25 protein-coding genes are annotated in these 22753 nt (G+C 65.7%); 6 read left to right on the top strand and 19 right to left on the bottom strand.

All coding sequences use genetic code 11. From position 1 onward, the window contains the following. Positions 1-12: 12 nt before the first annotated feature. The 11 genes from iscX to GRF61_RS12065 all read right to left on the bottom strand — a co-directional run bounded on the left by iscX (position 13) and on the right by GRF61_RS12065 (position 8298). On the bottom strand, positions 13-207 hold the full coding sequence (gene iscX, locus GRF61_RS12115; protein WP_169150912.1) for a Fe-S cluster assembly protein IscX: 195 nt from the start codon (positions 205-207) through the stop codon (positions 13-15). Then, on the bottom strand, positions 207-548 hold the full coding sequence (gene fdx, locus GRF61_RS12110; RefSeq protein WP_133594289.1) for an ISC system 2Fe-2S type ferredoxin: 342 nt from the start codon (positions 546-548) through the stop codon (positions 207-209). The genes iscX and fdx overlap by 1 nt, the downstream gene beginning before the upstream one ends. After that, complete coding sequence (gene hscA, locus GRF61_RS12105) at positions 545-2413, bottom strand: Fe-S protein assembly chaperone HscA (protein ID WP_169150911.1); 1869 nt, start codon at positions 2411-2413, stop codon at positions 545-547. The genes fdx and hscA overlap by 4 nt, the downstream gene beginning before the upstream one ends. Further along, complete coding sequence (gene hscB / locus GRF61_RS12100) at positions 2413-2946, bottom strand: Fe-S protein assembly co-chaperone HscB (RefSeq protein ID WP_169150910.1); 534 nt, start codon at positions 2944-2946, stop codon at positions 2413-2415. The genes hscA and hscB overlap by 1 nt, the downstream gene beginning before the upstream one ends. Positions 2947-2959: 13 nt before the next feature. After that, positions 2960-3283, bottom strand: a complete 324-nt coding sequence (iscA, locus tag GRF61_RS12095) for an iron-sulfur cluster assembly protein IscA (RefSeq protein ID WP_169150909.1) — start codon at positions 3281-3283, stop codon at positions 2960-2962. A 23-nt stretch (positions 3284-3306) separates the two neighbouring features. Then, a complete protein-coding gene (gene iscU / locus GRF61_RS12090) occupies positions 3307-3690 on the bottom strand; it encodes a Fe-S cluster assembly scaffold IscU (RefSeq protein WP_169150908.1) in 384 nt (127 codons plus the stop codon). 27 nt (positions 3691-3717) lie between these two features. Next, positions 3718-4926 (bottom strand): IscS subfamily cysteine desulfurase, encoded by a 1209-nt coding sequence (locus tag GRF61_RS12085; RefSeq protein ID WP_211165916.1) that lies wholly within the window; start codon positions 4924-4926, stop codon positions 3718-3720. Between the two features lie 26 nt (positions 4927-4952). Further along, entirely contained in the window at positions 4953-6101 is a 1149-nt protein-coding gene (locus tag GRF61_RS12080; RefSeq protein ID WP_169150906.1) for a cysteine desulfurase family protein, read from the bottom strand. Between the two features lie 10 nt (positions 6102-6111). Continuing rightward, complete coding sequence (gene iscR / locus GRF61_RS12075) at positions 6112-6594, bottom strand: Fe-S cluster assembly transcriptional regulator IscR (RefSeq protein ID WP_133594296.1); 483 nt, start codon at positions 6592-6594, stop codon at positions 6112-6114. Positions 6595-6718: 124 nt separating this feature from the next. Then, positions 6719-7474: a serine O-acetyltransferase gene (gene cysE / locus GRF61_RS12070; RefSeq protein ID WP_169150905.1), complete on the bottom strand. Its 756-nt coding sequence runs from the start codon at positions 7472-7474 to the stop codon at positions 6719-6721. An 89-nt stretch (positions 7475-7563) separates the two neighbouring features. Next, positions 7564-8298 carry an RNA methyltransferase gene (locus GRF61_RS12065; protein ID WP_169150904.1) on the bottom strand — a complete coding sequence of 245 codons (735 nt, stop codon included), beginning with the start codon at positions 8296-8298 and terminating at the stop codon, positions 7564-7566. A 94-nt stretch (positions 8299-8392) separates the two neighbouring features. On the opposite strand from GRF61_RS12065, the gene GRF61_RS12060 reads away from it, so the two are divergent. Continuing rightward, positions 8393-9205, top strand: coding sequence for an inositol monophosphatase family protein (locus tag GRF61_RS12060; RefSeq protein ID WP_169150903.1), 813 nt, complete (start codon positions 8393-8395; stop codon positions 9203-9205). A gap of 35 nt (positions 9206-9240) precedes the next feature. Here the strand turns inward: GRF61_RS12060 and GRF61_RS12055 are convergent, their stop codons facing one another. Then, entirely contained in the window at positions 9241-9489 is a 249-nt protein-coding gene (locus GRF61_RS12055; RefSeq protein WP_169150902.1) for a hypothetical protein, read from the bottom strand. A gap of 302 nt (positions 9490-9791) precedes the next feature. Here GRF61_RS12055 and mutS point away from each other — a divergent pair, with 302 nt between their 5' ends. Then, positions 9792-12329, top strand: a complete 2538-nt coding sequence (gene mutS, locus GRF61_RS12050) for a DNA mismatch repair protein MutS (protein ID WP_169150926.1) — start codon at positions 9792-9794, stop codon at positions 12327-12329. After that, positions 12326-13087, top strand: coding sequence for a spermidine synthase (locus GRF61_RS12045; RefSeq protein ID WP_169150901.1), 762 nt, complete (start codon positions 12326-12328; stop codon positions 13085-13087). The genes mutS and GRF61_RS12045 overlap by 4 nt, the downstream gene beginning before the upstream one ends. A gap of 108 nt (positions 13088-13195) precedes the next feature. Here the strand turns inward: GRF61_RS12045 and dnaQ are convergent, their stop codons facing one another. From dnaQ to GRF61_RS12030, 3 genes are read right to left on the bottom strand one after another with little or no spacing between them, the layout of a single operon-like run. Further along, entirely contained in the window at positions 13196-13921 is a 726-nt protein-coding gene (gene dnaQ / locus GRF61_RS12040; RefSeq protein ID WP_169150900.1) for a DNA polymerase III subunit epsilon, read from the bottom strand. Positions 13922-13965: 44 nt separating this feature from the next. Next, positions 13966-14424, bottom strand: a complete 459-nt coding sequence (rnhA, locus tag GRF61_RS12035; RefSeq protein ID WP_169150899.1) for a ribonuclease HI — start codon at positions 14422-14424, stop codon at positions 13966-13968. Positions 14425-14472: 48 nt separating this feature from the next. Continuing rightward, positions 14473-15195, bottom strand: coding sequence for a methyltransferase domain-containing protein (locus tag GRF61_RS12030; protein WP_169150898.1), 723 nt, complete (start codon positions 15193-15195; stop codon positions 14473-14475). Between the two features lie 29 nt (positions 15196-15224). Here GRF61_RS12030 and gloB point away from each other — a divergent pair, with 29 nt between their 5' ends. Beyond that, positions 15225-16004 (top strand): hydroxyacylglutathione hydrolase, encoded by a 780-nt coding sequence (gloB, locus tag GRF61_RS12025; RefSeq protein WP_169150925.1) that lies wholly within the window; start codon positions 15225-15227, stop codon positions 16002-16004. Positions 16005-16052: 48 nt separating this feature from the next. On the opposite strand, the gene GRF61_RS12020 is transcribed toward gloB, so the two are convergent. Continuing rightward, positions 16053-17018, bottom strand: coding sequence for a diguanylate cyclase (locus GRF61_RS12020; RefSeq protein ID WP_169150897.1), 966 nt, complete (start codon positions 17016-17018; stop codon positions 16053-16055). Positions 17019-17255: 237 nt separating this feature from the next. Between GRF61_RS12020 and GRF61_RS12015 the strand changes: the two genes are divergently transcribed. Beyond that, positions 17256-18731: a transglycosylase SLT domain-containing protein gene (locus GRF61_RS12015; RefSeq protein WP_169150896.1), complete on the top strand. Its 1476-nt coding sequence runs from the start codon at positions 17256-17258 to the stop codon at positions 18729-18731. 12 nt (positions 18732-18743) lie between these two features. On the opposite strand, the gene GRF61_RS12010 is transcribed toward GRF61_RS12015, so the two are convergent. The 3 genes from GRF61_RS12010 to GRF61_RS12000 form a co-directional block, all read right to left on the bottom strand. Beyond that, positions 18744-20780 carry an ABC transporter ATP-binding protein gene (locus GRF61_RS12010; RefSeq protein ID WP_169150895.1) on the bottom strand — a complete coding sequence of 679 codons (2037 nt, stop codon included), beginning with the start codon at positions 20778-20780 and terminating at the stop codon, positions 18744-18746. Between the two features lie 81 nt (positions 20781-20861). Further along, positions 20862-21350: a peptidylprolyl isomerase gene (locus GRF61_RS12005; RefSeq protein ID WP_133594308.1), complete on the bottom strand. Its 489-nt coding sequence runs from the start codon at positions 21348-21350 to the stop codon at positions 20862-20864. Next, positions 21310-21819, bottom strand: coding sequence for a peroxiredoxin (locus GRF61_RS12000; protein WP_169150894.1), 510 nt, complete (start codon positions 21817-21819; stop codon positions 21310-21312). The genes GRF61_RS12005 and GRF61_RS12000 overlap by 41 nt, the downstream gene beginning before the upstream one ends. A gap of 283 nt (positions 21820-22102) precedes the next feature. Between GRF61_RS12000 and lexA the strand changes: the two genes are divergently transcribed. Continuing rightward, the gene (gene lexA, locus GRF61_RS11995; protein ID WP_169150893.1) at positions 22103-22714 is read left to right on the top strand and encodes a transcriptional repressor LexA; all 612 of its coding nucleotides are present in this window, start codon (positions 22103-22105) and stop codon (positions 22712-22714) included. The last annotated feature ends 39 nt before the right edge of the window (positions 22715-22753 follow it).

The following is a 22753-nucleotide window of genomic DNA, read 5'->3' as shown; positions in this document are numbered from 1 at the left end:
AGGCGAAACAACTCAGGCCAGTTCGTCCATCCAGGCCTGCTGGATGGCCTCGAGGATGCGCTCGCCGCAGCGTTTCGGGTCATCATCGAACTCGGGCAGCGCCATCACCCAGTTCATCAGATCGACGAAATTGATGCGACTCGGGTCGGCATCCGGATGGGCATCGGTAAGCTGGATGGCGATTTCCTGCACATCGGTCCACTTCATCAGTGCTTGCCCTCCCGGGCCATGTTGATGGTGTATCGCGGGATTTCCACCACCAGCGGCGTCTCACCCACCAGCGCCTGGCAAGAAAGGCGGGAATTCGGCTCGAGACCCCATGCCTTGTCGAGCAGGTCCTCTTCTTCCTCTTCCGCCGGATTCAACGACTGGAAGCCCTCGCGCACCACCACATGGCAAGTGGTGCAGGCACAGGATTGCTCGCAGGCGTGCTCGATGTAGATGTCGTTCTGCAGCAGGGTGTTGCAGATGGATTCGCCCGGCTGGGCTTCGATCACCGCCCCGTCCGGGCAGAGCTCGACATGGGGCAACACGATAATCTGGGTCATACCTCTATCTCATCCACTTTCTGGCCCGCCAGCGCGGCACGGATGCTGTTATCCATGCGGCGGGCGGCAAATTCGTCGGTCGCGCGCGCCAGCGCGTCAATGCCGGCCTTGATGGCGCGGTGGTCCTGGCCCTGCGCCAATGCGCGCAATCTGGCGATGGCGGCCTCGATCTCGGCGCGCTCCTGCTCGTTCAGCAACTGCCCATCCTTGGCCAGCGCCTGCTCGGTCGCCTCCACCACCCTGCCGGCCTCGACCTGCTGCTCGCGCAACGCGCGGGCCTGCATGTCGTCACCCGCGTGCTCCACGCCGGCGCGCAACATGCCGGCGATTTCATCGTCGCTCAAGCCGTAGGAAGGCTTCACCAGTACGCTGGCCTCGACGCCGGACGACATCTCCCTTGCCGACACCGACAACAGGCCGTCCGCATCCACCTGGAAAGTCACCCGGATGCGGGCAGCGCCTGCCACCATGGGCGGAATGCCACGCAGTTCGAAGCGCGCCAGCGAGCGGCAGTCGGATACCAGTTCGCGTTCGCCCTGGACGACATGGAAGGCCATCGCCGTCTGGCCGTCCTTGAAGGTGGTGAATTCCTGCGCGCGGGCGATCGGCAGCGTGGAGTTGCGCGGCACCACCCGCTCCACCAGGCCGCCCATGGTTTCCAGGCCCAGGGACAGGGGAATCACGTCCAGCAGCAGCCAGTCGTCCTCGTCCGCACGGTTGCCGGCGAGCACGTTGGCCTGCATCGCCGCGCCCAGGGCGACGACCTTGTCCGGGTCGAGGTTGGTCAAAGGCTCCTGGCGGAAATACTCCGCCACCGCGCGCTGGATGTGCGGCATGCGGGTGGCTCCGCCCACCATCACCACGCCCTTGATGTCCTCTACCGTCAGGCCGGCATCGCGCAAGGCTTTGCGTACCGGCGCCAGCGTCTTCTGCACCAGATGGCGGGTCATCTCGGCGAAGTCCTCGCGGGTGATCACCAGGTCGACCTCCTCGCCACTGGAGAGCTTGACCTTCACCGGCGCCTGCTCGCAGGAGGTGAGCAACTCCTTGACCTCCCGGGCCTTCATCTGCAGGCGGCGGGCGTCGGCGGCATCCGGCGGCGAGATGCAGGCCTTGTCCAGCATCCAGCAGAACAGGCGGTGATCGAAGTCGTCGCCGCCCAGCGCCGCGTCGCCGTTGGTGGACAGCACCTCGAATACGCCGCGGGACAGCTTGAGGATGGAGAGGTCGAAGGTGCCGCCGCCGAGGTCATAGACGGCATAGACGCCCTCTGCGGCATTGTCCAAGCCATAGGCGACCGCCGCCGCGGTGGGTTCGTTGAGCAGGCGCAGCACGTTGATGCCGGCCAGCGTGGCGGCGTCCTTGGTCGCCTGGCGCTGGGCATCGTCGAAATAGGCCGGCACGGTGATCACTGCGCCGGTGAGTTCGCCGCCCAGGCTGGCCTCCGCGCGCAGGCGCAGCGGCCGCAGGATCTCGGCCGAGACTTCGACCGGCGTTTTGGGGCCTTGCACGGTACGCAAGCGCACCATGCCCGGCGCGTCCTCGAAATCGTAGGGCACGGCCTCGATGTGGGCCACATCCTTCAGGCCGCGGCCCATGAAGCGCTTGACCGACACCACGGTGTTACGCGGGTCCAGTGCCTGCGCCTGCAGCGCAGTGCTACCGACCACGATGCCGCCATCGGCGAGATAACGCACCGCGGACGGCAGCATGGTGCGACCGGACTCGTCCGCCAGGCAGACAGCGATGCCGTTGCGCACGGTGGCAACGAGGGAATTGGTCGTCCCGAGGTCTATGCCCACCGCCAGCCTGTGTTTGTGCGGCTCGGCGGACAACCCGGGTTCGGCGATTTGCAGCAGTGCCATCAGCTTTCCAGCGCCTCGAGGGCGTCGTCGATCTCGTGTTGGAGCTTCTCGATGAACATCAGCCGGCGCACGGTGTCCGCCGCGGCTGGATAGTCTCTGGCCTGGTCGAGCGTGGTTTCGAGTTCGGCCAGTACTTCACGAGCGTGTTGCTGCAGTCGGTGGTGGAGTTGTTCGAGCTCTTCGACCTGCGCGGCGACCCTCGCCTCTTCCACCGCCTCGCGCCATTCCATCTGTTCCATGAGGAACTCGGGCGACATCGCGGTGTTGGTCTCCAGGCCGGTATCCACGCCCGCGAGCTCCAGCAGGTACTGGGCGCGGGGCAAGGGTTTGCGCAGCGTGCGGAAGCCCTCGTTCACCCGGGTCGCCCACTGCATCGCCCGGCGCTTGTCGGCATCCGGCAGGTGGGCGTGGCGGTCGGGGTGGACCTCGGCCTGCAGCTTGTGCCACACGGCCTCCAGCGCCGCCTCGTCGAGGCGGTAGCGGCGCGGCAGGCCGAAGAGCGCGAAGTAATCCTGTTGCAGGTCTATGCTCATGCGGCCCGCAACCTCATACGTTGAAGCTCTCGCCGCAGCCGCACTCGTCCTTCACATTGGGGTTGTTGAACTTGAACCCTTCGTTCAGGCCTTCGCGGACGAAATCCAGCTCGGTGCCGTCGATGTAGGGGAGACTCTTAGGATCGACGATGACCTTGACCCCATGGCTCTCGAACACCATGTCCTCGGACTGTTGCTCGTCGACGAACTCCAGCTTGTAGGCCATGCCGGAACAACCGGAGGTCCGCACCCCGAGTCGGATGCCGACGCCCTTGCCGCGCTTGGCGATGAAATTCGCCACATGCTTCGCTGCGCTCGGAGAGAGAGTAACGCTCATCGTTCAGGCTCCCGCTTACAGGTTCAGTTGCTGTGCTTCTTCTTGTAGTCCGCCACCGCGGCCTTGATCGCATCCTCGGCGAGGATGGAGCAGTGGATCTTCACCGGCGGCAGCGCGAGCTCTTCGGCGATCTGGGTGTTCTTGATTTCCAATGCCTGATCCAGCGTCTTGCCCTTGACCCATTCCGTCACCAGCGAGGAAGAGGCAATCGCCGAACCACAGCCGTAGGTCTTGAACTTGGCGTCTTCGATGACGCCGTCCTTGCCGACCTTGATCTGCAACTTCATCACGTCGCCACAGGCCGGTGCGCCGACCATGCCGGTCGCCACGCCTTCGTCGTCCTTGGCGAAGGAGCCCACGTTGCGGGGGTTCTCGTAGTGGTCCAGGACTTTTTCGCTATAAGCCATTTTCGTTCTCCTTGCTGTCCGTCTCTGTCAGTGGGCGGCCCACTGCACCGTATCCAGGTCCACGCCCTCCTTCACCATTTCCCACAGCGGTGAAAGCTCGCGCAGCTTGCCGATCTTCTTGTGCAGCAGATCCACGGTGAAGTCGATCTCTTCCTCGGTGGTGAAGCGGCCCAGGGTGAAGCGGATGGAGCTGTGCGCCAACTCGTCGTTGCGGCCCAGGGCGCGAAGCACGTAGGACGGCTCCAGACTGGCCGAGGTGCAGGCGGAGCCGGAGGAAACGGCAATCTCCTTCACCGCCATGATCAGCGACTCGCCTTCCACATAGGCGAAAGAGATGTTGAGGTTGTTGGCAACCCGGTGCTCCATGTTGCCGTTCACATAGACGGCTTCCATGTCCATCAGGCCCTTGTACAGGCGATCGCGCAGCGCGCGCAGGCGCGGGATCTCGGTTGCCATCTCCTCCCGGGCGATGCGGAAGGATTCGCCCATGCCGACGATCTGGTGGGTGGGCAGCGTGCCGGAGCGCAGCCCGCGCTCGTGGCCACCACCGTGCATCTGCGCTTCCAGGCGCACCCGCGGCTTGCGGCGCACGTACAGCGCACCGATGCCCTTGGGGCCGTAGGTCTTGTGGGCGCAGAAGCTCATCAGGTCGACCTTCAGCGTCTCCAGGTCGATCTCCACCTTGCCGGTGGCCTGGGCAGCGTCCACATGGAAAATCACACCCTTCTCGCGGCACAACTCGCCGATCTGCGCGATGGGCTGGATGACGCCGATCTCGCTGTTCACGAACATCACCGACACCAGCACGGTATCCGGCCGGATGGCTGCCTTCAGCACGTCCAGATCGACCAGGCCGTCTTCCTTCACCGCCAGATAGGTCGCCTCGAAGCCTTCGCGCTCCAGTTCGCGGAAGGTGTCCAGCACCGCCTTGTGCTCGGTCTGCAGGGTGATGATGTGCTTGCCCTTGCTCTTGTAGAAGTGGGCCGCACCCTTGATCGCCAGGTTGTCGGACTCGGTGGCGCCGGACGTCCAGATGATCTCCTTGGCGTCGCAATTCACCAGGCGGGCAACGTTCTCCCGCGCTTCCTCGACCGCCTTTTCAGCTTCCCAGCCATAGGAATGCGAACGGCTGGCGGGGTTGCCGTAGTGGGAGGTCAGCCACGGAATCATCTTTTCCGCCACACGGGGATCGACCGGCGTAGTAGCCGCGTTGTCGAGGTAGATGGGGAATTTCAACATTGTTATCTGCTCCACTTGATCATTTAGACCGCCAACGCGGTCAGACTTCTCAGTTCCCTGGTCAGACGGGCGAAGGTCTCGCCGAAGCGCTCCACCTCATCCTCCGTGCTATCCCTGCCCAGGCTCAGGCGCACCGCGCCCCGGGCCGTTTCCTCATCCACGCCCATCGCCAGCAAGGTATGCGAGGGCTCCGGATTCGCACTGGAGCAAGCCGAGCCGCTGGCGCAGGCAAAACCGGCACGGTCCAGCTTGGCCACCAGGGTTTCGCCGTCGATCCGCTCCATGGCGAAGAACACCGTATTGGGCAGACGGGCCGCCTGCGCCGAAAACACTCTTGCCCCGCAGGAGCCCAGCAACTCCACCAGGCGATCGCGCAACAGGCTCAGCCGCTTCGCCTCTTCACCCTGTCTTGCCACCGCCCGCTCGCAGGCCACGCCGAAGCCGACGATGGCGGCCACGTTCTCGGTACCGGAACGCAATCCACGCTCCTGGCCACCTCCAGCGATCAGCGGCGCCAACTCCACCCGCTTGTCCAACACCAGCGCACCAGCCCCCAACGGGCCACCCAGTTTGTGCGACGAAATCGTCAGGCCATGCACAGCCAGGCGACGGAAATCCACTTCGATCTTGCCCAGCGCCTGCACCGCATCGGTGTGCAGCCACACGCCCTTTGCCCTGGCTTGCTGAGCAAACCGCGCAACATCCTGCAAGGCGCCGGTTTCATTGTTGGCGAGCATCACCGACGCCAATGCAGGCTTTTCTGCCAGCGCCGCCTCCCAATCGGAAGCGGACACGAGACCCTGCCCGTCGACCGCGATCTCCCGCAGTTGCCAGCCGGTCCGGCTCAACTGCCGGGCTGGCTCTCGCACGCAGGGGTGCTCAATGGCGCTGATTGCGACCACACCCGGCTTGCGGGCCGCCGCGGCGCCTTTGATGAAGAGATTGTTCGCCTCTGTGCCACCGCTGGTAAACAGCACCTCGGTGGGATGGGCGCCGACCGCCGCCGCCACGCGTGACCGCGCCTCGTCGATGGCCGCCCTTGCCTGCCGCCCGTATTCGTGGCGGCTGGAAGGATTACCGAAGCGTGCGTCCAGCCAGGGCAGCATCGCCTCACGGACTATCGGATCCAGCGGCGTGGTTGCGTTCCAGTCGAAATAGACGGGGGCAAACATGGAAGCCTCTTCAGGCCGCAGCAGCCTCGCGCAGGGAGACCGCGGCACGGCGGCGCACTTCCTTCAGCACGCCCATGTCCGGGTCAGGCTGGATCTCACGATTGACCAGCGCACCAAGCGTCACCGAATCCAGGTAGGCATACATGCGCTTGTTGAGGTTGGACCACAGGTCATGCGTGCTGCAGCGGTGCTCGTCGTGGCAGTTCTGCTTGCCACCGCACTGAGTCGCATCAAGCGGCTCGTCCACCGCGATGATGATGTCGGCAACGGTAATGGCCGACATTTCACGCGCGAGACGGTAGCCGCCACCGGGACCACGGACGCTGGAAACCAGCTTGTGGCGGCGCAACTTGCCGAACAGCTGTTCCAGGTAGGAGAGGGAGATTTTCTGGCGATCGGCGATGCCGGCCAGGGTAACCGGACCATCGGCCTGCCGCGAGGCAAGATCGATCATCGCCGTGACGGCGAAACGTCCCTTAGTGGTGAGTCTCATCTGGGGGTACCTCGCAATTTTTATATGTCGCGTTCAGTTCAATACCTGAACGTTTCGCTCAACTATACGTTATTCCGACAAAAACGGTCAACTAATGCCCAGGCTATCGCCCCGATAATCCTGCTCAATCGACCATCTTCGAAAGCCTCGAGGCGTCAAAGGAGTCGGCCTTTTCCACCGCGGCGTCCAGCGTGATCCCGGCGGCCTCCAGCCTGTCCATCAGGCACTGCAGGCGGCGGTCGGTCTCCACTGCATGATCCAGCAAGCCATGCAGGGTCTTGGACAGAGGGTCGTCCATGTCGCGGGTCACGCCGTAGGCAGAAAAACCCATCTGCTCGGCCTTCTGCGCCCTCGCGCTGTCGCGCTCCGGATCGAGGATGCGGGCCGGGTTGCCGACAGCGGTGGCACCGGCCGGCACCGGCTTCACCACCACCGCGTTGGAGCCGATCTTGGCGCCGTCGCCAACGGTGAATCCCCCCAGCACCTTTGCACCCGCGCCAACGACCACGCCTTTGCCCAGCGTGGGATGGCGCTTGGTGCCGCGATACAGCGAGGTCCCCCCCAGCGTCACCGCCTGGTAGATGGTGCAGTCGTCGCCGATCTCGGCGGTCTCGCCGATCACCACGCCCATACCGTGATCAATGAAGACGCGCCGGCCTATCCGAGCGCCCGGATGGATCTCGATGCCAGTGAGGAAGCGACTGAGGTGGCTGAGGAAGCGGCCGAGCCAGAACCAGTGCCGATTCCACGCCCGGTGCGCCAGGCGGTGAAACATCAATGCATGGATGCCCGGATAACAGGTGAGGACTTCCCAGGTCGAACGCGCAGCGGGATCCCGCTCACGGACGCTGGTCAGATCTTCACGCAATTGGGCGAACATGGAATGCGATCTCCGCGGGACAAAAAAGCGGGCCCGCATCGGGGCGGGCCTATCAGCCTTGATACTGGCAGGGTTAATTTCCGACTATTTTAATCGACTTTACGCTGAAAGCTAGTCAGCATGCCGCGCAGGATGCCTACCTCCTCCTTCTCCAGCCGCACTCGGCCGAACAGGCGGCGCAGGCGGGGGATGAGCCGGCGAGGGTTCTCCGGGTCGTGGAAGCCGCTTTCGACGACCGCTTTCTCTAAATGCCCGAAAAAGCCCTCGACCTCATCATGGGTCGCGGGTTGGGCCGCATTCTCGTCGTCGAATGCAGGCGCCGGCTGGGTGGCACTCATGCGCAACTCGTACGCCAGCAACTGGACTGCCGAACCCAGGTTCAGGGACGAAAAAGCGGGATTGGTCGGAATGGTCACCGGCATCGCACAGAGCGCGACCTCTTCGTTGCTGAGCCCGCTGGTCTCGTTGCCGAACACGATGGCCACCTCGCCGCGTGCGGCGTAGGCCAGCGCCTCGCCCGCCGCCGCCCGCGCGGTGAGCCGGGGGAGGCTGAGCTCCCGCCGCCGCGCCGTCACTGCTGCGGCCAGCACGGTGCCGGCCAGCGCCTCTTCCAGGCTGCCGACCACGCGGGCGGCAGCCAGCACGTCATCCGCACCGGAAGCACGGGCATCCGCCACCGCGCTGGGAAATTCGGCCGGCTGCACCAGCCAGAGGGACTTCAACCCCATCGTTTTCATCGCCCGCGCCGCAGCCCCGATATTGCCGGGGTGACTGGGATGGGAAAGCACGATACGGATGCGGTCGAGCGCGTCAGCGCCGTTCATATTAAAATCCGGTGTTTTTCGTATTCGATCGCGACGGGAACAGGGGCTGCGGCCTCGCCCGGCACGATCTGCCGAACCTAGCCGAGACCTTCGCATGCATCCCACCCTGAACATCGCAGTTAAAGCAGCCCGACGGGCCGCCAGCGTCATCAACCGGGCGTCCACCCAACTCGACCTGCTCACTGTGCAAACGAAGTCGCCCAACGATTTCGTCACCGAAGTGGACCGGGCTGCAGAGAACGCGATCGTCGAAGTATTGCGCGACGCCTATCCGGGGCACGGGATTCTAGCAGAGGAGTCCGGCGAGGTCGGGCCGGCGAACGGTGAGGAAAGTGAGTTCACCTGGATCATCGATCCGCTGGATGGCACCACCAACTTCATCCACGGCTTCCCGCAGTACGCCATCTCCATCGCCCTGGCCAAGGGCGGCGCACTGGAGCATGGCGTGGTGTACGACCCCATCCGCAACGAGCTCTTCACCGCCAGCCGGGGCAGCGGCGCCTTCCTGAACGACCGCCGCATCCGCGTCTCCCGCCGCAACCGGCTCGCCGACGCGTTGCTGGGCACCGGTTTCCCCTACCGCAAGTTCGACCATGTTGACGCTTACCTCGCTACCTTCAAGGAGCTGACGCAGAAGTCCGCCGGCATCCGGCGCCCCGGCGCCGCAGCGCTGGATCTGGCTTACGTGGCCTGCGGCCGACTGGACGGCTTCTGGGAAATGGGGCTGGCGCCGTGGGACATGGCTGCCGGTACCTTGCTGATCCAGGAAGCGGGCGGACTGGTCTCCGACTTCGCCGGCGAGGCCAACCACATGACCACCGGCAACCTCGTTGCTGGCACGCCCAAGGTCTTCGGACAGCTGCTGCCCATCGTCCAGGCCTACCGGCCGGCCAACCTGCCAGCCTGACGAGGGGCGGGCCCCGGCATGGGGCCCGCCTGGTTTCAATGCCGGGCAGTCAATGCGCCTACATGCACATGACGGCCGGAACGCCCACCGACCCGGGCAAGCACCGAGGCCGGCGTAGCTTCGGCGAATTCGATCAGGTAGCCAGCCACCATGCCGTTTCGGTCCAGCTCCTGCCTGTCGTTGATCACCCAGCGCAGCACATCCTCCACGCCGATACCCAGGGTCGCAGCCAGTATCTCGGCCTTGGCGTAATCGCTGTACGCGCGGGATTGAGACTTGTCCATGTCAGACCTCCTTTAGCGTGTTCAAGGAAAGGTCTAGTGGTGACTTCCCTGGCACGGGGAAATTCCCCACCGCGCTAGGACGAACGCCGGACGGCAGGAAGCGGGCGCCGCGCGCTGGCAGAAGGATGAGGCCCATCGCATATCATTCCCCGCTCCGCGATGGAGCCGCGGCCGCCTGCGCTGCGGATCGCCGATCACCCGCCCCCGCCATTACAGCCCCAGAACATTTCGGATAAATCGGTACAGCCGTGAAGAACAGCCAGCAGACATCCGCACGGGAACCCATCGAAAGCCACACGCCGATGATGCAGCAGTATCTGCGCATCAAGGAGCAGCACCCGGACACGCTGCTCTTCTACCGCATGGGCGATTTTTACGAACTCTTCTTCGAAGATGCAGAGAAAGCCGCCCGGCTGCTGGATATCACCCTGACCACCCGCGGCCAGTCCGCCGGGCAGCCGATCAAGATGGCCGGCGTGCCCTTCCATGCGCTGGAGCAGTACCTGGCCCGGCTGGTGAAGCTGGGCGAATCGGTGGTGATTGCCGAGCAGGTGGGTGAACCGGGCGCGACCAAGGGGCCGATGGAGCGCGCCGTCAGCCGCATCGTCACCCCGGGAACGTTGACCGACGCCGCACTGCTGGACGACCGCCGCGACTCCCTGCTGCTCGCCGTCAACCTGCATCGCGGCACCCTGGCCATGGCCTGGCTCAACCTCGCCAACGGGGACTTCCGGCTGATGGAATGCCCAGCCGAATCGCTGCAGGCCCAGTTCGAGCGCCTGCGCCCGGCCGAAGTGCTGATTCCGGACGGACTCTCCCTGCCGCTGCTGGAGACGCTCTCCCCTGCCCTGCGCCGGCTGGCCGACTGGCAGTTCGACGCCGAAACCGGCGTGCGCCTGCTCACCGGCCATTTCGGCACCCGCGACCTCGCCGGCTTCGGCCTCGAAGGCCCTTCCCTGTGCCTGGGCACGGCGGCGGCGCTGTATGAATACGCGAAGGCCACGCAACGCCAGAGCCTGGCGCACATCACCGGACTGACGGTGGAGCGGGAGTCGGAATACCTGCGCCTCGATGCCGCCACCCGCCGCAACCTGGAGCTCACCGAAACGCTGCGGGGCGAGTCCTCGCCCACGCTGCTTTCCCTGCTGGACAGCTGCATCACCAGCATGGGTTCGCGCTGGCTGCGCCACGCGCTGCACCATCCGCTGCGCGAACGGCACGTCCCGGAAGCGCGCCATGCCGCAGTGGCCGAACTCGTCGGCACTGGCGACGGCCGCTGCAACGACGCGGTGCGCGGCGCGCTGCGCGGCATCGCCGATGTAGACCGCATCACCGCCCGCATCGCCCTGCGCAACGCCCGCCCGCGCGACCTTTCCGCCCTGCGCGAAAGCCTGGTCCGCCTGCCCGAGCTCGGCATTGCCCTGGAGGGCACCGGCAGCCCGCTGTTGCTGCAGGTAAGGAATACGCTGGACGTTCCCGGCGCAGCGCTGGAACTGCTGGCCCGCTCCATCGCCGACGAACCGGCCGCCATGGTGCGCGACGGCGGCGTGATCGCTCCCGGCTACGATGCCGAACTGGACGAGCTGCGTGGCATCCAGAGCAACTGCGGCGAATTCCTGCTCGCGCTGGAAACCCGCGAGCGCGAGCGCAGCGGCATTCCCAGCCTCAAAGTGGAGTTCAACAAGGTCCATGGCTTCTACATCGAAGTAAGCCGCGCGAATGCGGAAAAGGTGCCGGACGACTATCGCCGCCGCCAGACGCTGAAGAACGCCGAGCGCTACATCACGCCCGAGCTGAAGGCCTTCGAGGACAAGGCGCTGTCCGCCCAGGAACGCGCGCTGGCACGCGAGAAGATGCTGTACGAGGCCATTCTCGACCAGCTCGCCGAGCACATTCCTACGCTGCAACGCATCGCCCGCGCCCTCGCCTGCCTGGACGGCCTCGCCGCCTTTGCTCACGCGGCGGTGCGCTATGGCTATGTGCAGCCCGGCTTTGCCGAACAACCCGGCATCAGCATCAGCGGTGGCCGCCACCCGGTAGTGGAGCGCCAGGTGGAGAACTTCATCCAGAACGACTGCAGGCTGGCCGCCACCCGCCGCATGCTGATGATCACCGGCCCGAACATGGGTGGTAAATCCACCTTCATGCGCCAGGTCGCACTGATCTGCCTGCTGGCGCATGTCGGCAGCTTCGTGCCAGCGGAGGCAGCGCGGCTGGGGCCGCTGGATGCCATCTTCACCCGCATCGGCGCCTCCGACGACCTCGCCTCCGGCCGCTCGACCTTCATGGTGGAGATGACCGAGGCCGCCGCCATCCTGCACGGCGCCACCGAAAACAGCCTGGTGCTGATGGACGAGATCGGCCGCGGCACCTCGACCTTCGACGGCCTCGCCCTCGCCTTCGCCATCGCCCGCCAGCTGTTGGAGAAGAACCGCAGCCTGACGCTGTTCGCCACCCACTACTTCGAGCTCACCCGGCTCAACGGCGAATACCCGGAGTGCGCCAATGTGCACCTGGACGCGGTGGAACACGGCCACCGCATTGTCTTCCTGCACGCACTGGAGGAAGGCCCGGCCAGCCAGAGCTACGGGATCGAAGTGGCCGCGCTGGCTGGCATTCCGGCCAGCGTCATCCGCGATGCCAAACGCCGTCTGCGCTCGCTGGAGAACCGCGAGATAGAGGCCGGCCCACAGGCAGATCTCTTCGTCGGCCTGCCGGATCTGGAGCCGGAGCCGCTGTCCCACCCGGTGCTCACCAGCCTGGCGGAGATAGACCCGGATGCGCTCACGCCGCGCGAGGCGCTGGAGCATCTGTACGCGCTGAAGCGGATGTCGTCATGAGCGGCACGCCTATCGACATCTCCGAAAGCGGCGGGGTGCGCTACCTGCACTTCGGCTCGGACTGGGTGCAGGGGGCGATGCGCATCCGCCGCCCCTATGACCTGGAGCTGGCCTACACCCGGGAGATGATGGCCGGCCTGCTGCTGCGCGCCGATTCGGGATGGCCACGCCGGGCGCTGCTGATCGGGCTGGGCGCGGCCTCCCTGACCAAGTTCATGCACCGGCATTGCCCGCAATGCCAGATGGATGTGGTCGAGATCGAGCCCTCGGTGCTGGCCGCCGCTCGCCAGTTCTTCCGCCTGCCCGCGGAAGACGAACGCCTGAGCATCCATATCGCCGACGGTGCCAAATATATGGAGAACCACGCCGGCGCCCCCTACGACTACATCCTGGTGGATGGCTTCGACCGCAACGCCCGCGCTGGCGGCCTGGACACGCTTGCCTTCTACCAGGCCGCCCGCGGCAAGCTCAGCGCCCAGGGGCTGCTGTCGGTGAACCTGTTCGGCCGCTCCAAGGGCTACAAGGCCAGCCTGGGCCGCATCATCGAAACCTTCGACGACAGGACGCTGGCCTTCCCCTCCTGCGACAGCGGCAATGTGGTGGCCTTCGCGGCGACGGGAGAAGAGATCGCGCTGCCGATGGAAGAGCTGCGCGAGCGGGCCTGCCTGCTCAAGCAGGACACCGGTCTCGACCTGCTGGCCACGGTGAGCCGGCTGGAAGCCGCCGGCAGCGTGCCGGGCGGGGTGCTGCGGCTCTAGGCGGCGACCCAGAAAGACAGAAGAGGCACGCCGGCAAGCGGCCCACGCCTCTTCTCTGGCTCCAGCCCCGTTCCGGCCGGGCGGCGCAGGCCCACCCAGCGACGGGCTTCAGGCCGCAGCCGCTTCTTCGGCCGGCACCGGCTCCTTCCATAGGCACAGGCCCTTGTTGGCCTTCTCGATCTCGCCCAGCACCTTGTCATGACCGGCCAGTTCCTCGGCCGTGGCACGCAACACCCTCAAGGGCAGGCGCTCGATCGGCAGACCGCCCTCCTCGACCGCGCCCGGCGCCGGCTCGTCCAGCGCCATGATCAGGCTCTCCTGGCCGCGCGTCATCGCCAGGTAGACCTCCGCCAGCAACTCCGAGTCCAGCAAGGCGCCATGCAGCGTACGGTGGCCGTTGTCGATCTCGTAGCGTTCGCACAGCGCGTCCAACGATGCCTTCTTGCCGGGGTTCTGCTCCTTGGCCATGCGCAGGGTATCGATCACCTCGCGGCAGAGCACGTCCAGCTTCGGTCGCTTGAGCAAGCTCAGTTCATGGTTGAGGAAACCGACGTCGAAGCTGGCGTTGTGGATGATGAGATCGGCGTCGCGCACGAACTCCTCGAACTCATCGACGATGGCCGAAAAGGCGGGCTTGTCCGCCAGGAATTCCTCGGTGATGCCGTGCACCGCGATCGCCTCGGCGTCAATGCTGCGCTGCGGATTGATGTAGACATGGAAATGCCGGCCGGTGAGGCTGCGGTTGAGCAACTCCACGCAGCCGATTTCGATCACCCTGTCGCCATTGCGCCAGTCCAGGCCGGTGGTTTCCGTGTCGAGCACGATCTGTCGCATGTAATCCCCTTGCTTGTTTCCGCTTGATCTTCGCCGCTTGCCGCTCAAGGCTCGACCGGCCGCCCGCTCTTGCGCGCCGCATCCACGCCCCGACGGGCGAGCGCATCCGCGCGTTCATTTTCCGGATGACCGTTGTGGCCGCGCACCCACAGCCACTTCACCTGGTGGGCGCTGGCCGCTTCGTCCAGGGCACGCCACAGATCGGCATTCTTCACCGGCTCCTTGGAAGCGGTCTTCCAGCCCCGTGCCTTCCAGCCGTGGATCCACTCGGAAATGCCTTTCTGCACGTATTGGCTGTCGGTATGCACCCGGGCGATGACCGGCCGCTTGAGCTGGCCCAAAGCACGGATCACCGCCAGCAGCTCCATCCGGTTGTTGGTAGTCTGCGGTTCCCCGCCCCAGACCTCCTTCTCGTGTTCGCCTGAACGCAGGATCGCGCCCCAACCGCCCGGGCCCGGGTTTCCGCTGCAGGCGCCATCGGTATAGATATCGACTTCTTCCATTCTCTTTTCCGTCAAACCTTTCTGGCCGCGCCAGTTCTGCCAGTTCTTCTACTGCGCGGCGTCCTCGTTCCGCTGGGCGACGGCTGACAGGCGCTTCGCGGTAGCTCGCTTCTCCCGCCAGTTCGGCATGATCACCCGCATCCCCTGTACCCGCTTAACGCCCTGCAGCATGTAGCTACCGCCACAGACCGGCCACCAGCGGTCGCCCGCCTTGTCCATGAAACGCCAGCGTTCCAGCCACTTGGTACTGGTCACCGCCGGCGCGTAACAGCCGAAGCTGCCCGATTGCGTCTCGAAACCCAACAGGGTCAGCCAATCCTTCACCCGTCGCACCGACAGGTACTGCCCGCGCCAGGGATAATTCCCCGGCGTTCGCACCACCAGCCGGCGCGCGCCCCAGAGGCTGAAGGGATTCAGCCCGGCGATGACCACGCTGCCCTCCGGCACCAGCACCCGCTCCACCTCGCGCAGCACCTGGTGCGGGCGCGCGGCAAACTCCAGCACATGCGGCAGCACCACCAGATCCAGGCTGGCGGTGGCGAATGGCAGCGCATCCTCGAGCGCGAACACACCCACTTCGCCGCTCCGGCCGCAGCGGAAGCGGAAAGGCATGCGGTTTGCTCTCAGGAAATCGATCTCGGGCAGACCGACTTGCACGGCGTTGTAGCCGAAGATATCGGCCAGCAGGATGTCGAACTTGGCCTGCTCCCACTCGAGCAGGTATCGCCCCTGGGGTGTCGCCAGCCAGTCAGACAGGCTGAGGATTGACATGGATGGTCAGCGCTTCAAAATCGGGACTTATGGACGCCATTATCCCTCTTCCCGCCTTTCGCGATAACTACATCTGGCTTCTTCGTCGTGGTCGCCACGCCGTGGTGGTCGATCCCGGCGATGCAGCGCCGGTGCAGGCCTACCTGCAGGCCGAGAATCTGGCCTTGAGCGCGATCCTCGTCACTCACCACCATCCAGACCATGTCGGCGGTGTCGGCGCACTGCTGGACGCCGCGCCGCTTAACGCCAAAGCGATACCGGTGTTCGGTCCCGGCCGGGAGAACATCGCCGGCGTGAACCGGCCGGTGGCAGAGGGCGACACCGTGGCGCTGCCGGAACTGGAGCTTACGCTCGGCGTACTGGACGTGCCTGGCCATACCGCCGGCCATGTCGCCTACTACGGCGATGAGCTGCTGTTCTGCGGCGACACGCTGTTCTCTGCCGGCTGTGGACGGCTGTTCGAAGGCACCCCTGCCCAGATGGCCACCTCGCTGGCCAAGTTCAATGCCTTGCCCGCGGCGACCCGGGTGTACTGCACCCATGAATACACCCTCTCCAATCTGGCATTCTCCCGCGCGGCCGAGCCCGACAATCCGGCACGCGACGAATATGCCCGCTGGTGCGAAGCGCAACGGGCAGCGGGGAAGCCGACCCTGCCCAGCACCATTGCCCGGGAGCGCGCCATCAACCCCTTCCTGCGCACGCAGGAGGCCGGTGTTATCGCCGCTGTGACCCGGCATGCCGGCACTCAACCGGGAGATGCGCTTGCCTGTCTGGCAGCGCTGCGGGCCTGGAAAGACGTGTTCTGAGGGCAGTTGCGGGAAAGGCGCCGCGGTGGCGCAGACGCCCAGGCCGCCTCAACGCCCGGCGAAGCTCTCGTAATGGCGCACTTCGAGGCGGTTCCGCCCACCGTGCTTGGCTCCATAGAGCGCGTCGTCGGCCGCCTTCAGCAGGGCAAGATAACCTTGATCGTCGCCCCGTGCCGGCTGCACCCAGGCCACTCCAACGCTGATGGTCACCACCGGCGCGGTGCTGGAGAAACGATGGGTGATGCGCAGGCTTTCCACCCCGTTGCGCATCGCCTCCGCAACGCCCACCGCGCCTTCCGCGGCCGTGTCCGGCAGGATGGCGGCGAACTCCTCGCCGCCATAACGAGCGACCAGATCGGTCGGGCGGCGCAGGTTCTGCTCCAGCGTGCGCGCCACCGCTTTCAGGCATTCATCGCCCACCTGGTGGCCATAACCATCGTTGAACTGCTTGAAGGCATCCACGTCCGCCACCAGCAGGGCCATCGAACCCCCGGCCCGGGAGGCGCGCCGCCACTCCCTCAGCAGGGTTTCGTCGAAGCGCCGGCGGTTGGCGATGCCGGTCAGGCCATCGACCGAGGAAAGACGGGTCAGCTCCCGGTTGGCCTCATCCAGCTTGCGGGTCAGCACCAGCAAGGAATAGCGCATCTGGGCGATGCGCTGCATCGCGCGCACCTTGGATTTCAGCACCATCTCGGAGACCGGCTTGGCGAGATAGTCGTCGCCTCCCACCTCGATGCCGCGCTGCAGATCCTCATCGCTGGTACGCGCGGTGAGGAAGATGATGGGCGTCCACTCGCCGTCGCGCTCCAACTGGCGGATGCGGTGCGCCACCTCGAAGCCGTCCAGCCCCGGCATGATGATGTCGAGCAGAACCAGATCCGGGCGTTCGCGCTTGAACATCTCGATGCCTGTCTCACCATTGCGCGCATGCAGCGCGGTCAGCCCCATCTTGGTGAGCTGATTGCACACGAGGGTGGCGCTCGTGACCGTATCTTCGATGACCAGGGCTTTCATGGCGGGAAGCGGGACCTCGACCCCAAGGACTGCAGCCATCCTAGCAAGCCGAATGGCGCCAAAAAGGAAAACCTGACACGCTGACGCATGTATTGCTCCGGATTATAACTTTCGTTTGAGTCTTCATGACCAGTGAAAGTCGCCTCCGGCCCCTCCACCGGGACCCAAATTGACGCGAAAGCCGGCCGCTGGCTAGACTCTCCCGCTTTACGCAGCGCCCCCGGCCCGGTTTCCGCCATGGCGAAGTTCTTCGCGCCGCTCCTTTTCTCCCTCTCCTTGCTGCTCTCCGGCACCCCGGCTTCCGCCCAGGAAGCGCCGGTTGCCGCGTCCGAAGCCCTGGGTCTGCACGCCCCCAACGAACTGGCCAACGAGCCCCGGGTGCTGACGCTGGACCTGACGCGCAACCCGAACGAGATCTGGGACCGCATCCGCCGCGGCTTCAGCATGCCCGATCTGGACAGCCAACTGGTCGCCGACCAACAGCTCTTCTACCTCAACCGCCCAGGCTTTCTCAAACAGGTCTTCGCCCGTGGCGGCCGCTATCTCTACTACATCGTGGACGAGCTGGAACGCCGCGGCATGCCCACCGAACTGGCGCTGCTGCCCATGGTGGAGAGCAGCTACAACCCGCTGGCCTACTCGCCGGCGCACGCCTCGGGCTTGTGGCAGTTCATTCCCTCCACCGGCAAGAACTACAACCTGACGCAGGACTCCTGGATAGACGAGCGGCGCGACGTGATCGCCTCCACCAACGCCGCCCTGGACTACCTGCAGACCATCTACGAGATGCACGGCGACTGGCATCTCGCCCTGGCCTCCTACAACTGGGGCGAGGGCGCAGTGGCCCGGGCCATCCAGCGCAACGTGGACGCCGGCCTGCCGGCCGAGTACAGCCAGCTGCGGATGCCCGACGAGACGCGCAACTACGTGCCTAAGCTGCAGGCGATCAAGAACATCGTCTCCCAGCCCGAACTCTTCCACTTCGAACTGCCCTACGTACCGAACGAAGCCAACTTCGTCGCGGTGGCCGCGCCTATCGGCACCGATCTGGCGGCAGCGGCGAAACTGGCCGGCCTGTCGCTGGAGGAGTTCCTGGCGCTCAACCCTTCCTTCAACCGCCCGGCCGTCACCCTGCCCGGCCAGACGCTGATCGTTCCCACCGAACGCGCGAGCCACTTCGAGGCCGGCCTGGAACAGCTCTCGGAAGATGGCAAAGGCTGGCGGGTGCATGAGCTCGGCCCCGGTGAAAAGCTGGCCGCCATTGCCCAGCGCCACGACCTCACCCTCGCCCAACTGCTGCAGCTCAATGGCCTGAATGCCCGCAGCCGGGTCGGCGCCGGCTACTCGTTGCTGGTGCCGGATGGCGTCGACCCCAGTGGGGCGCTGCAGGTCACCCGGCTGCTGCCGAATCGGCCGCAGGTGAAGCTCACCGCCAACACCACCACGCCGGTCCGCAAGATTCCGGCCGCCACGGCCAAGACGCCCGTTGCGGGCAAGAACAGCGCCGCAGCCAAGAAGGCGGTCGCGAACAAAAGCGCGGCGAAGAAAGCCGCCCCTGCGGCCAAGTCCGCGCCCACGGCCAAGAGCACCGCCAAACCTGCAGGCAAGGCTGCGGCCCCGGCCGCCAAGACGGCCCCGCCGCAGAAGAACGGCAAACCGGTTCCGGGAACCGCCAAGACCCAGCAACAACCGAAGAAACCCGCCGCGAAATAGTCCGCGGGAGTCTTACAAGCGCTGAAGTGGCCAGTGACAGCTCACCGCGTGGCCACTGTGCGACACGGTAGGCGCAGGATAGGTGACCCGGCAGATGTCGGTGGCCTGCGGGCAACGCGGATGGAAATGGCAGCCGGCCGGCGGCTTCAGCGGCGACGGCAGCTCCACCTCCGGCTTGGCCATCTCGATGGCCCCCGCCGCCCCGGCCTCTCCCTCCACCTTGGGCACTGCTGCCAGCAGCAACCGGGTATAAGGATGCGCCGGTGCAGCCAGCACCTGCTCCACCGCGCCGTACTCCACGATGCGACCGAGGTACATCACCGCCACCTCGTCGGCCAGGTAATCCACCACGCCCAGGTTGTGGGTGACAAAGAGATAGGCTAGCCCCTGCTCCTGCTGCAGCTCGCGCATCAGGTTCAGCAGCTGGGCCTGCACCGACACGTCCAGCGCGCTGGTCGGTTCGTCGCACACCAGCACCCGCGGCGACACCGCCAGCGCGCGGGCAATGGCGATGCGTTGGCGCTGGCCGCCGGAGAATTCATGGGGATAACGCCAGCGCATCGCCGCCTGCAGCCCCATCCGCTCAAGCAGGGCATCCACCCTCCGGGAACGGGCCTCGGCGCTATCGCCGACGCCCAGGCTGGCCATGCCTTCCTCGATGATGTCGCCGATGCGCATTCGTGGATTGAGCGAGGCGAAGGGGTCCTGGAACACCATCTGCACGGCCTTGCGCATCTCCACCAGCGCTCTCTGAGGGCGTCCCACCATGTTCTCGCCGTCGAAAAACACTTCACCGGCAGTGGGTTGAATCAATTGCAGCAGGGCCTTGCCCACCGTGGTCTTGCCACAGCCGGATTCGCCGACCAGGGCCAGCGTATGCCCCGCCACCAGGCTGAAGCTGACACCGTCTACTGCACGCACCTGGCCCACCACCCGCTTGAGCACACCCTTGCGCACCGGGAAATGGACCTTGAGATTACGCACCTCCAGCACCGGCGCCTGCTGCTTGCGCGCACTCGTGGCGGCGTAGTTCGCCTCCCTGGCTTCCAGCGGGCGCGGAATGCTCACGCCCTCGTACAGATGGCAGCGCACCCGCTGCGCGCCCACGCTGGCCCAGCCCGGTGCCTCGTCGTCGCAGCGGTCGAAAGCCAGCGGGCAGCGCTCGACGAAGCGACAGCCGGGAAAGTCGCCGTCCAGCACCGGCACGCTGCCCTCCGGCGCATCCAGCGGTCCGCCACGCTGTGCGGCGGAAGGCAGCGCGGCGAAGAGCTTGCGGGAATAGGGATGCAGCGGCGCGCGGAAGAAATCGTCCCGTCCGCCGGTCTCCACCAGCTGGCCGGCGTACATCACGCCCACCTGGTCAGCGCTGCGGGCGACCACGCCGAGGTCGTGAGTGATCAGCAGCATGCCCATGCCGCGTTCGGCCTGCAGGCGGGCGAGCAGGTCCAGCACCTGAGCCTGGATGGTGACGTCCAGCGCGGTGGTGGGCTCGTCGGCAATCAGTAGTTCCGGCTCGCCGGCCAGCGCCATCGCGATCATCACCCGCTGCTTCATGCCGCCGGAGAACTGGAAGGGATAGTCCGCCGCACGCCTGGCTGCGTCCGGAATGCCCACCGCCGCCAGCAGGCGGACCACCTCGGCCTGGCGCGCAGCGCCCTCCAGCCCGCGGTGCTGGGCAAGCACCTCGCCGATCTGGTTGCCTACGGTCATCACCGGGTTCAGGCTGGTGGCCGGCTCCTGGAACACCATGCCGATGCGCCCGCCGCGCACCGCACGCATGCCGGCCTCCGACAAGCCCAGCAGATCGTCGCCGCCCAGACGGACCCGGCCGGCGTGGATGCGCCCGCTTTCCGGCAGCAGGCGAGTAAGGGCCAGCGCCGTCATCGACTTGCCGCAGCCCGACTCACCCAGCAGCGCGAAGGTTTCGCCGGCGGCAATGGAGAAATCCACCCCATCCACCGGGTGCAGGCGCCGCGCTGGACTCTCCAGCACGACATTGAGGTCCGCCACTTCGAGCAGGGCGTTTTCAGCGCGGGGGAAAGCGCTCATCGGGATAGTCGGAAGGAAGGATTCAGAAGCTGGGCGGAAGCCGGATGCGACAGGGGCCGCTGTCGCGGCCCCCGGGAATGCTCAGTGGTGGTGATGACCGCCGGGGCCATGCACATGGCCGTGGGTGATTTCCTCGCTGGTTGCCGCGCGGACTTCGGCAACGGTGATGTCGAACACCAGCGCAACGCCGGCCAGCGGGTGGTTGCCATCGACCACCACCTTGCCTTCGGCGATGTCGGTGACGCGGTAGAGGATCTCTTCCTCGCCGTCATCGGTGACGCGCTCGAAGGACATGCCGACTTCGATGTTCTCCGGGAAGAGCTTGGCGTCCTCGACCAGCACCAGCTCCTCGTCGTAGTCGCCGAAAGCATCTTCCGGTTGCAGCTTCAGTTGCAGCTTGTCGCCCGTCTTGCGGCCATGCAGCGCCTCTTCCACCTTCGGGAAGATGCCGTCGTAACCGCCGTGCAGGTAGATCAGCGGATGCTGGCCATCGTCGATCATGTTGCCGTCCGGATCGCGGACGGTGTAGTTAAGCGTGACCACGCTGTTCTTTACGATTTCCGTTTGCATTGGATTCCAGTTCCTTGACGAGTTCGAATACCGCGGCGGCATGGCCGCGAGGCGTGACGTCGTAGAGCGCGTGCCTGAGCACGCCCTGCTTGTCGATGATGAAGGTCGAGCGCAGCACGCCCATCTTTTCCACACCATCGACCACCTTGGGTCGCCAGACATGGTAGAGCCGGCACACTTCGGTGTCGGTGTCCGACAAAAGCCTGACCGAAAGCCCCTGCTCATCGCGGAACTCGGCGTGGGTCAGGCAATCGTCCGGGCTCACGCCCACCACCACGCAATCGTGGCGGGCGAACTCTTCCTCGTGATCGCTGAAGTCTGCGGCCTGCAGGGTGCATCCCGGCGTCTTGTCACGCGGGTAGAAGTAGAGAACCACATGGCGCTTGCCATTCTCGGTGGCGAGATCGAAATCCGCCATGTCCGCGTCCGGCAAAGAAAACGTGGGTGCGATGTCTCCGCTTTGCAGCATGGGCTCCCCCTGACGTAGCGGCGATTCTAGCGGAGAGGCTGGGCGAACACTACCTGGAAGCGCTGCAGGACTGGACGGCACGGCATCCTCCTCTCCGACGGGCCGACGCTCCGGAGGAACGCCTCGTCCATTACGAATAGCCCAGATACGCGCCGGGCTCAAGCAGGCTTGCACATTCCTTCCCGCCACTGCGCCTTTCGCCTGATGCCCGCCCGCCGCCACCGTTTTGCTTTCCCTTGAGACCCCGGGCTGTTTAAAATTACAGCTCGACACGGAGACCGCCATGAGCGCGCGCAGCGAGCACCTTACCCCCCGGCAGCAGGAAATCCTCGACTTTATCCGCCAGAGCATAGAGCACGACAGCCGCCCCCCCACCCGGGCGGACATCTGCGCCGCCTTCGGCTTCCGCTCGCCCAACGCCGCCGAAAGCCATCTGCGCACGCTGGCGGCCAAGGGTGCCATCCTGCTGGAGGAAGGCCGGGCGCGCGGCATCCGTCTCGTGCAGCAGGCACTGGGCCTGCCCCTGGTCGGCCGGGTGGCCGCCGGCAGCCCCATCCTCGCCGCCGAGCACGTGGAACAGCACTACCAACTCGATCCCGCCCTGTTCTCCCCCCGTGCCGACTACCTGCTGCGCGTGCGCGGCATGAGCATGCGCGATGCTGGCATCCTGGATGGCGACCTGCTCGCGGTGCATCGCGCCGCCGAGGCCCGCAACGGCCAGATCGTGGTCGCCCGGCTGGAGGACGAAGTCACGGTGAAGACGCTGCAGCGCAAGGGCGCGGTGGTCGAATTGTTGCCCGCCAACCCGGATTACCAGCCCATCGTCGTCGATACCCGGCACACCCCGCTGGTCATCGAAGGCATCATGGTCGGCCTGATCCGCAAGGACCACTGAGGGCCTGCCCCCCCGCCCCCGCGCATCATGGGTCTCGCC

Origin of the sequence: Azoarcus sp. TTM-91 (assembly GCF_012911025.1) — a bacterium.
GTDB lineage: Bacteria > Pseudomonadota > Gammaproteobacteria > Burkholderiales > Rhodocyclaceae > Azoarcus.
Note: the sequence above shows the minus strand (reverse complement) of the source record. Positions and strands in the feature narration are given on the sequence as shown.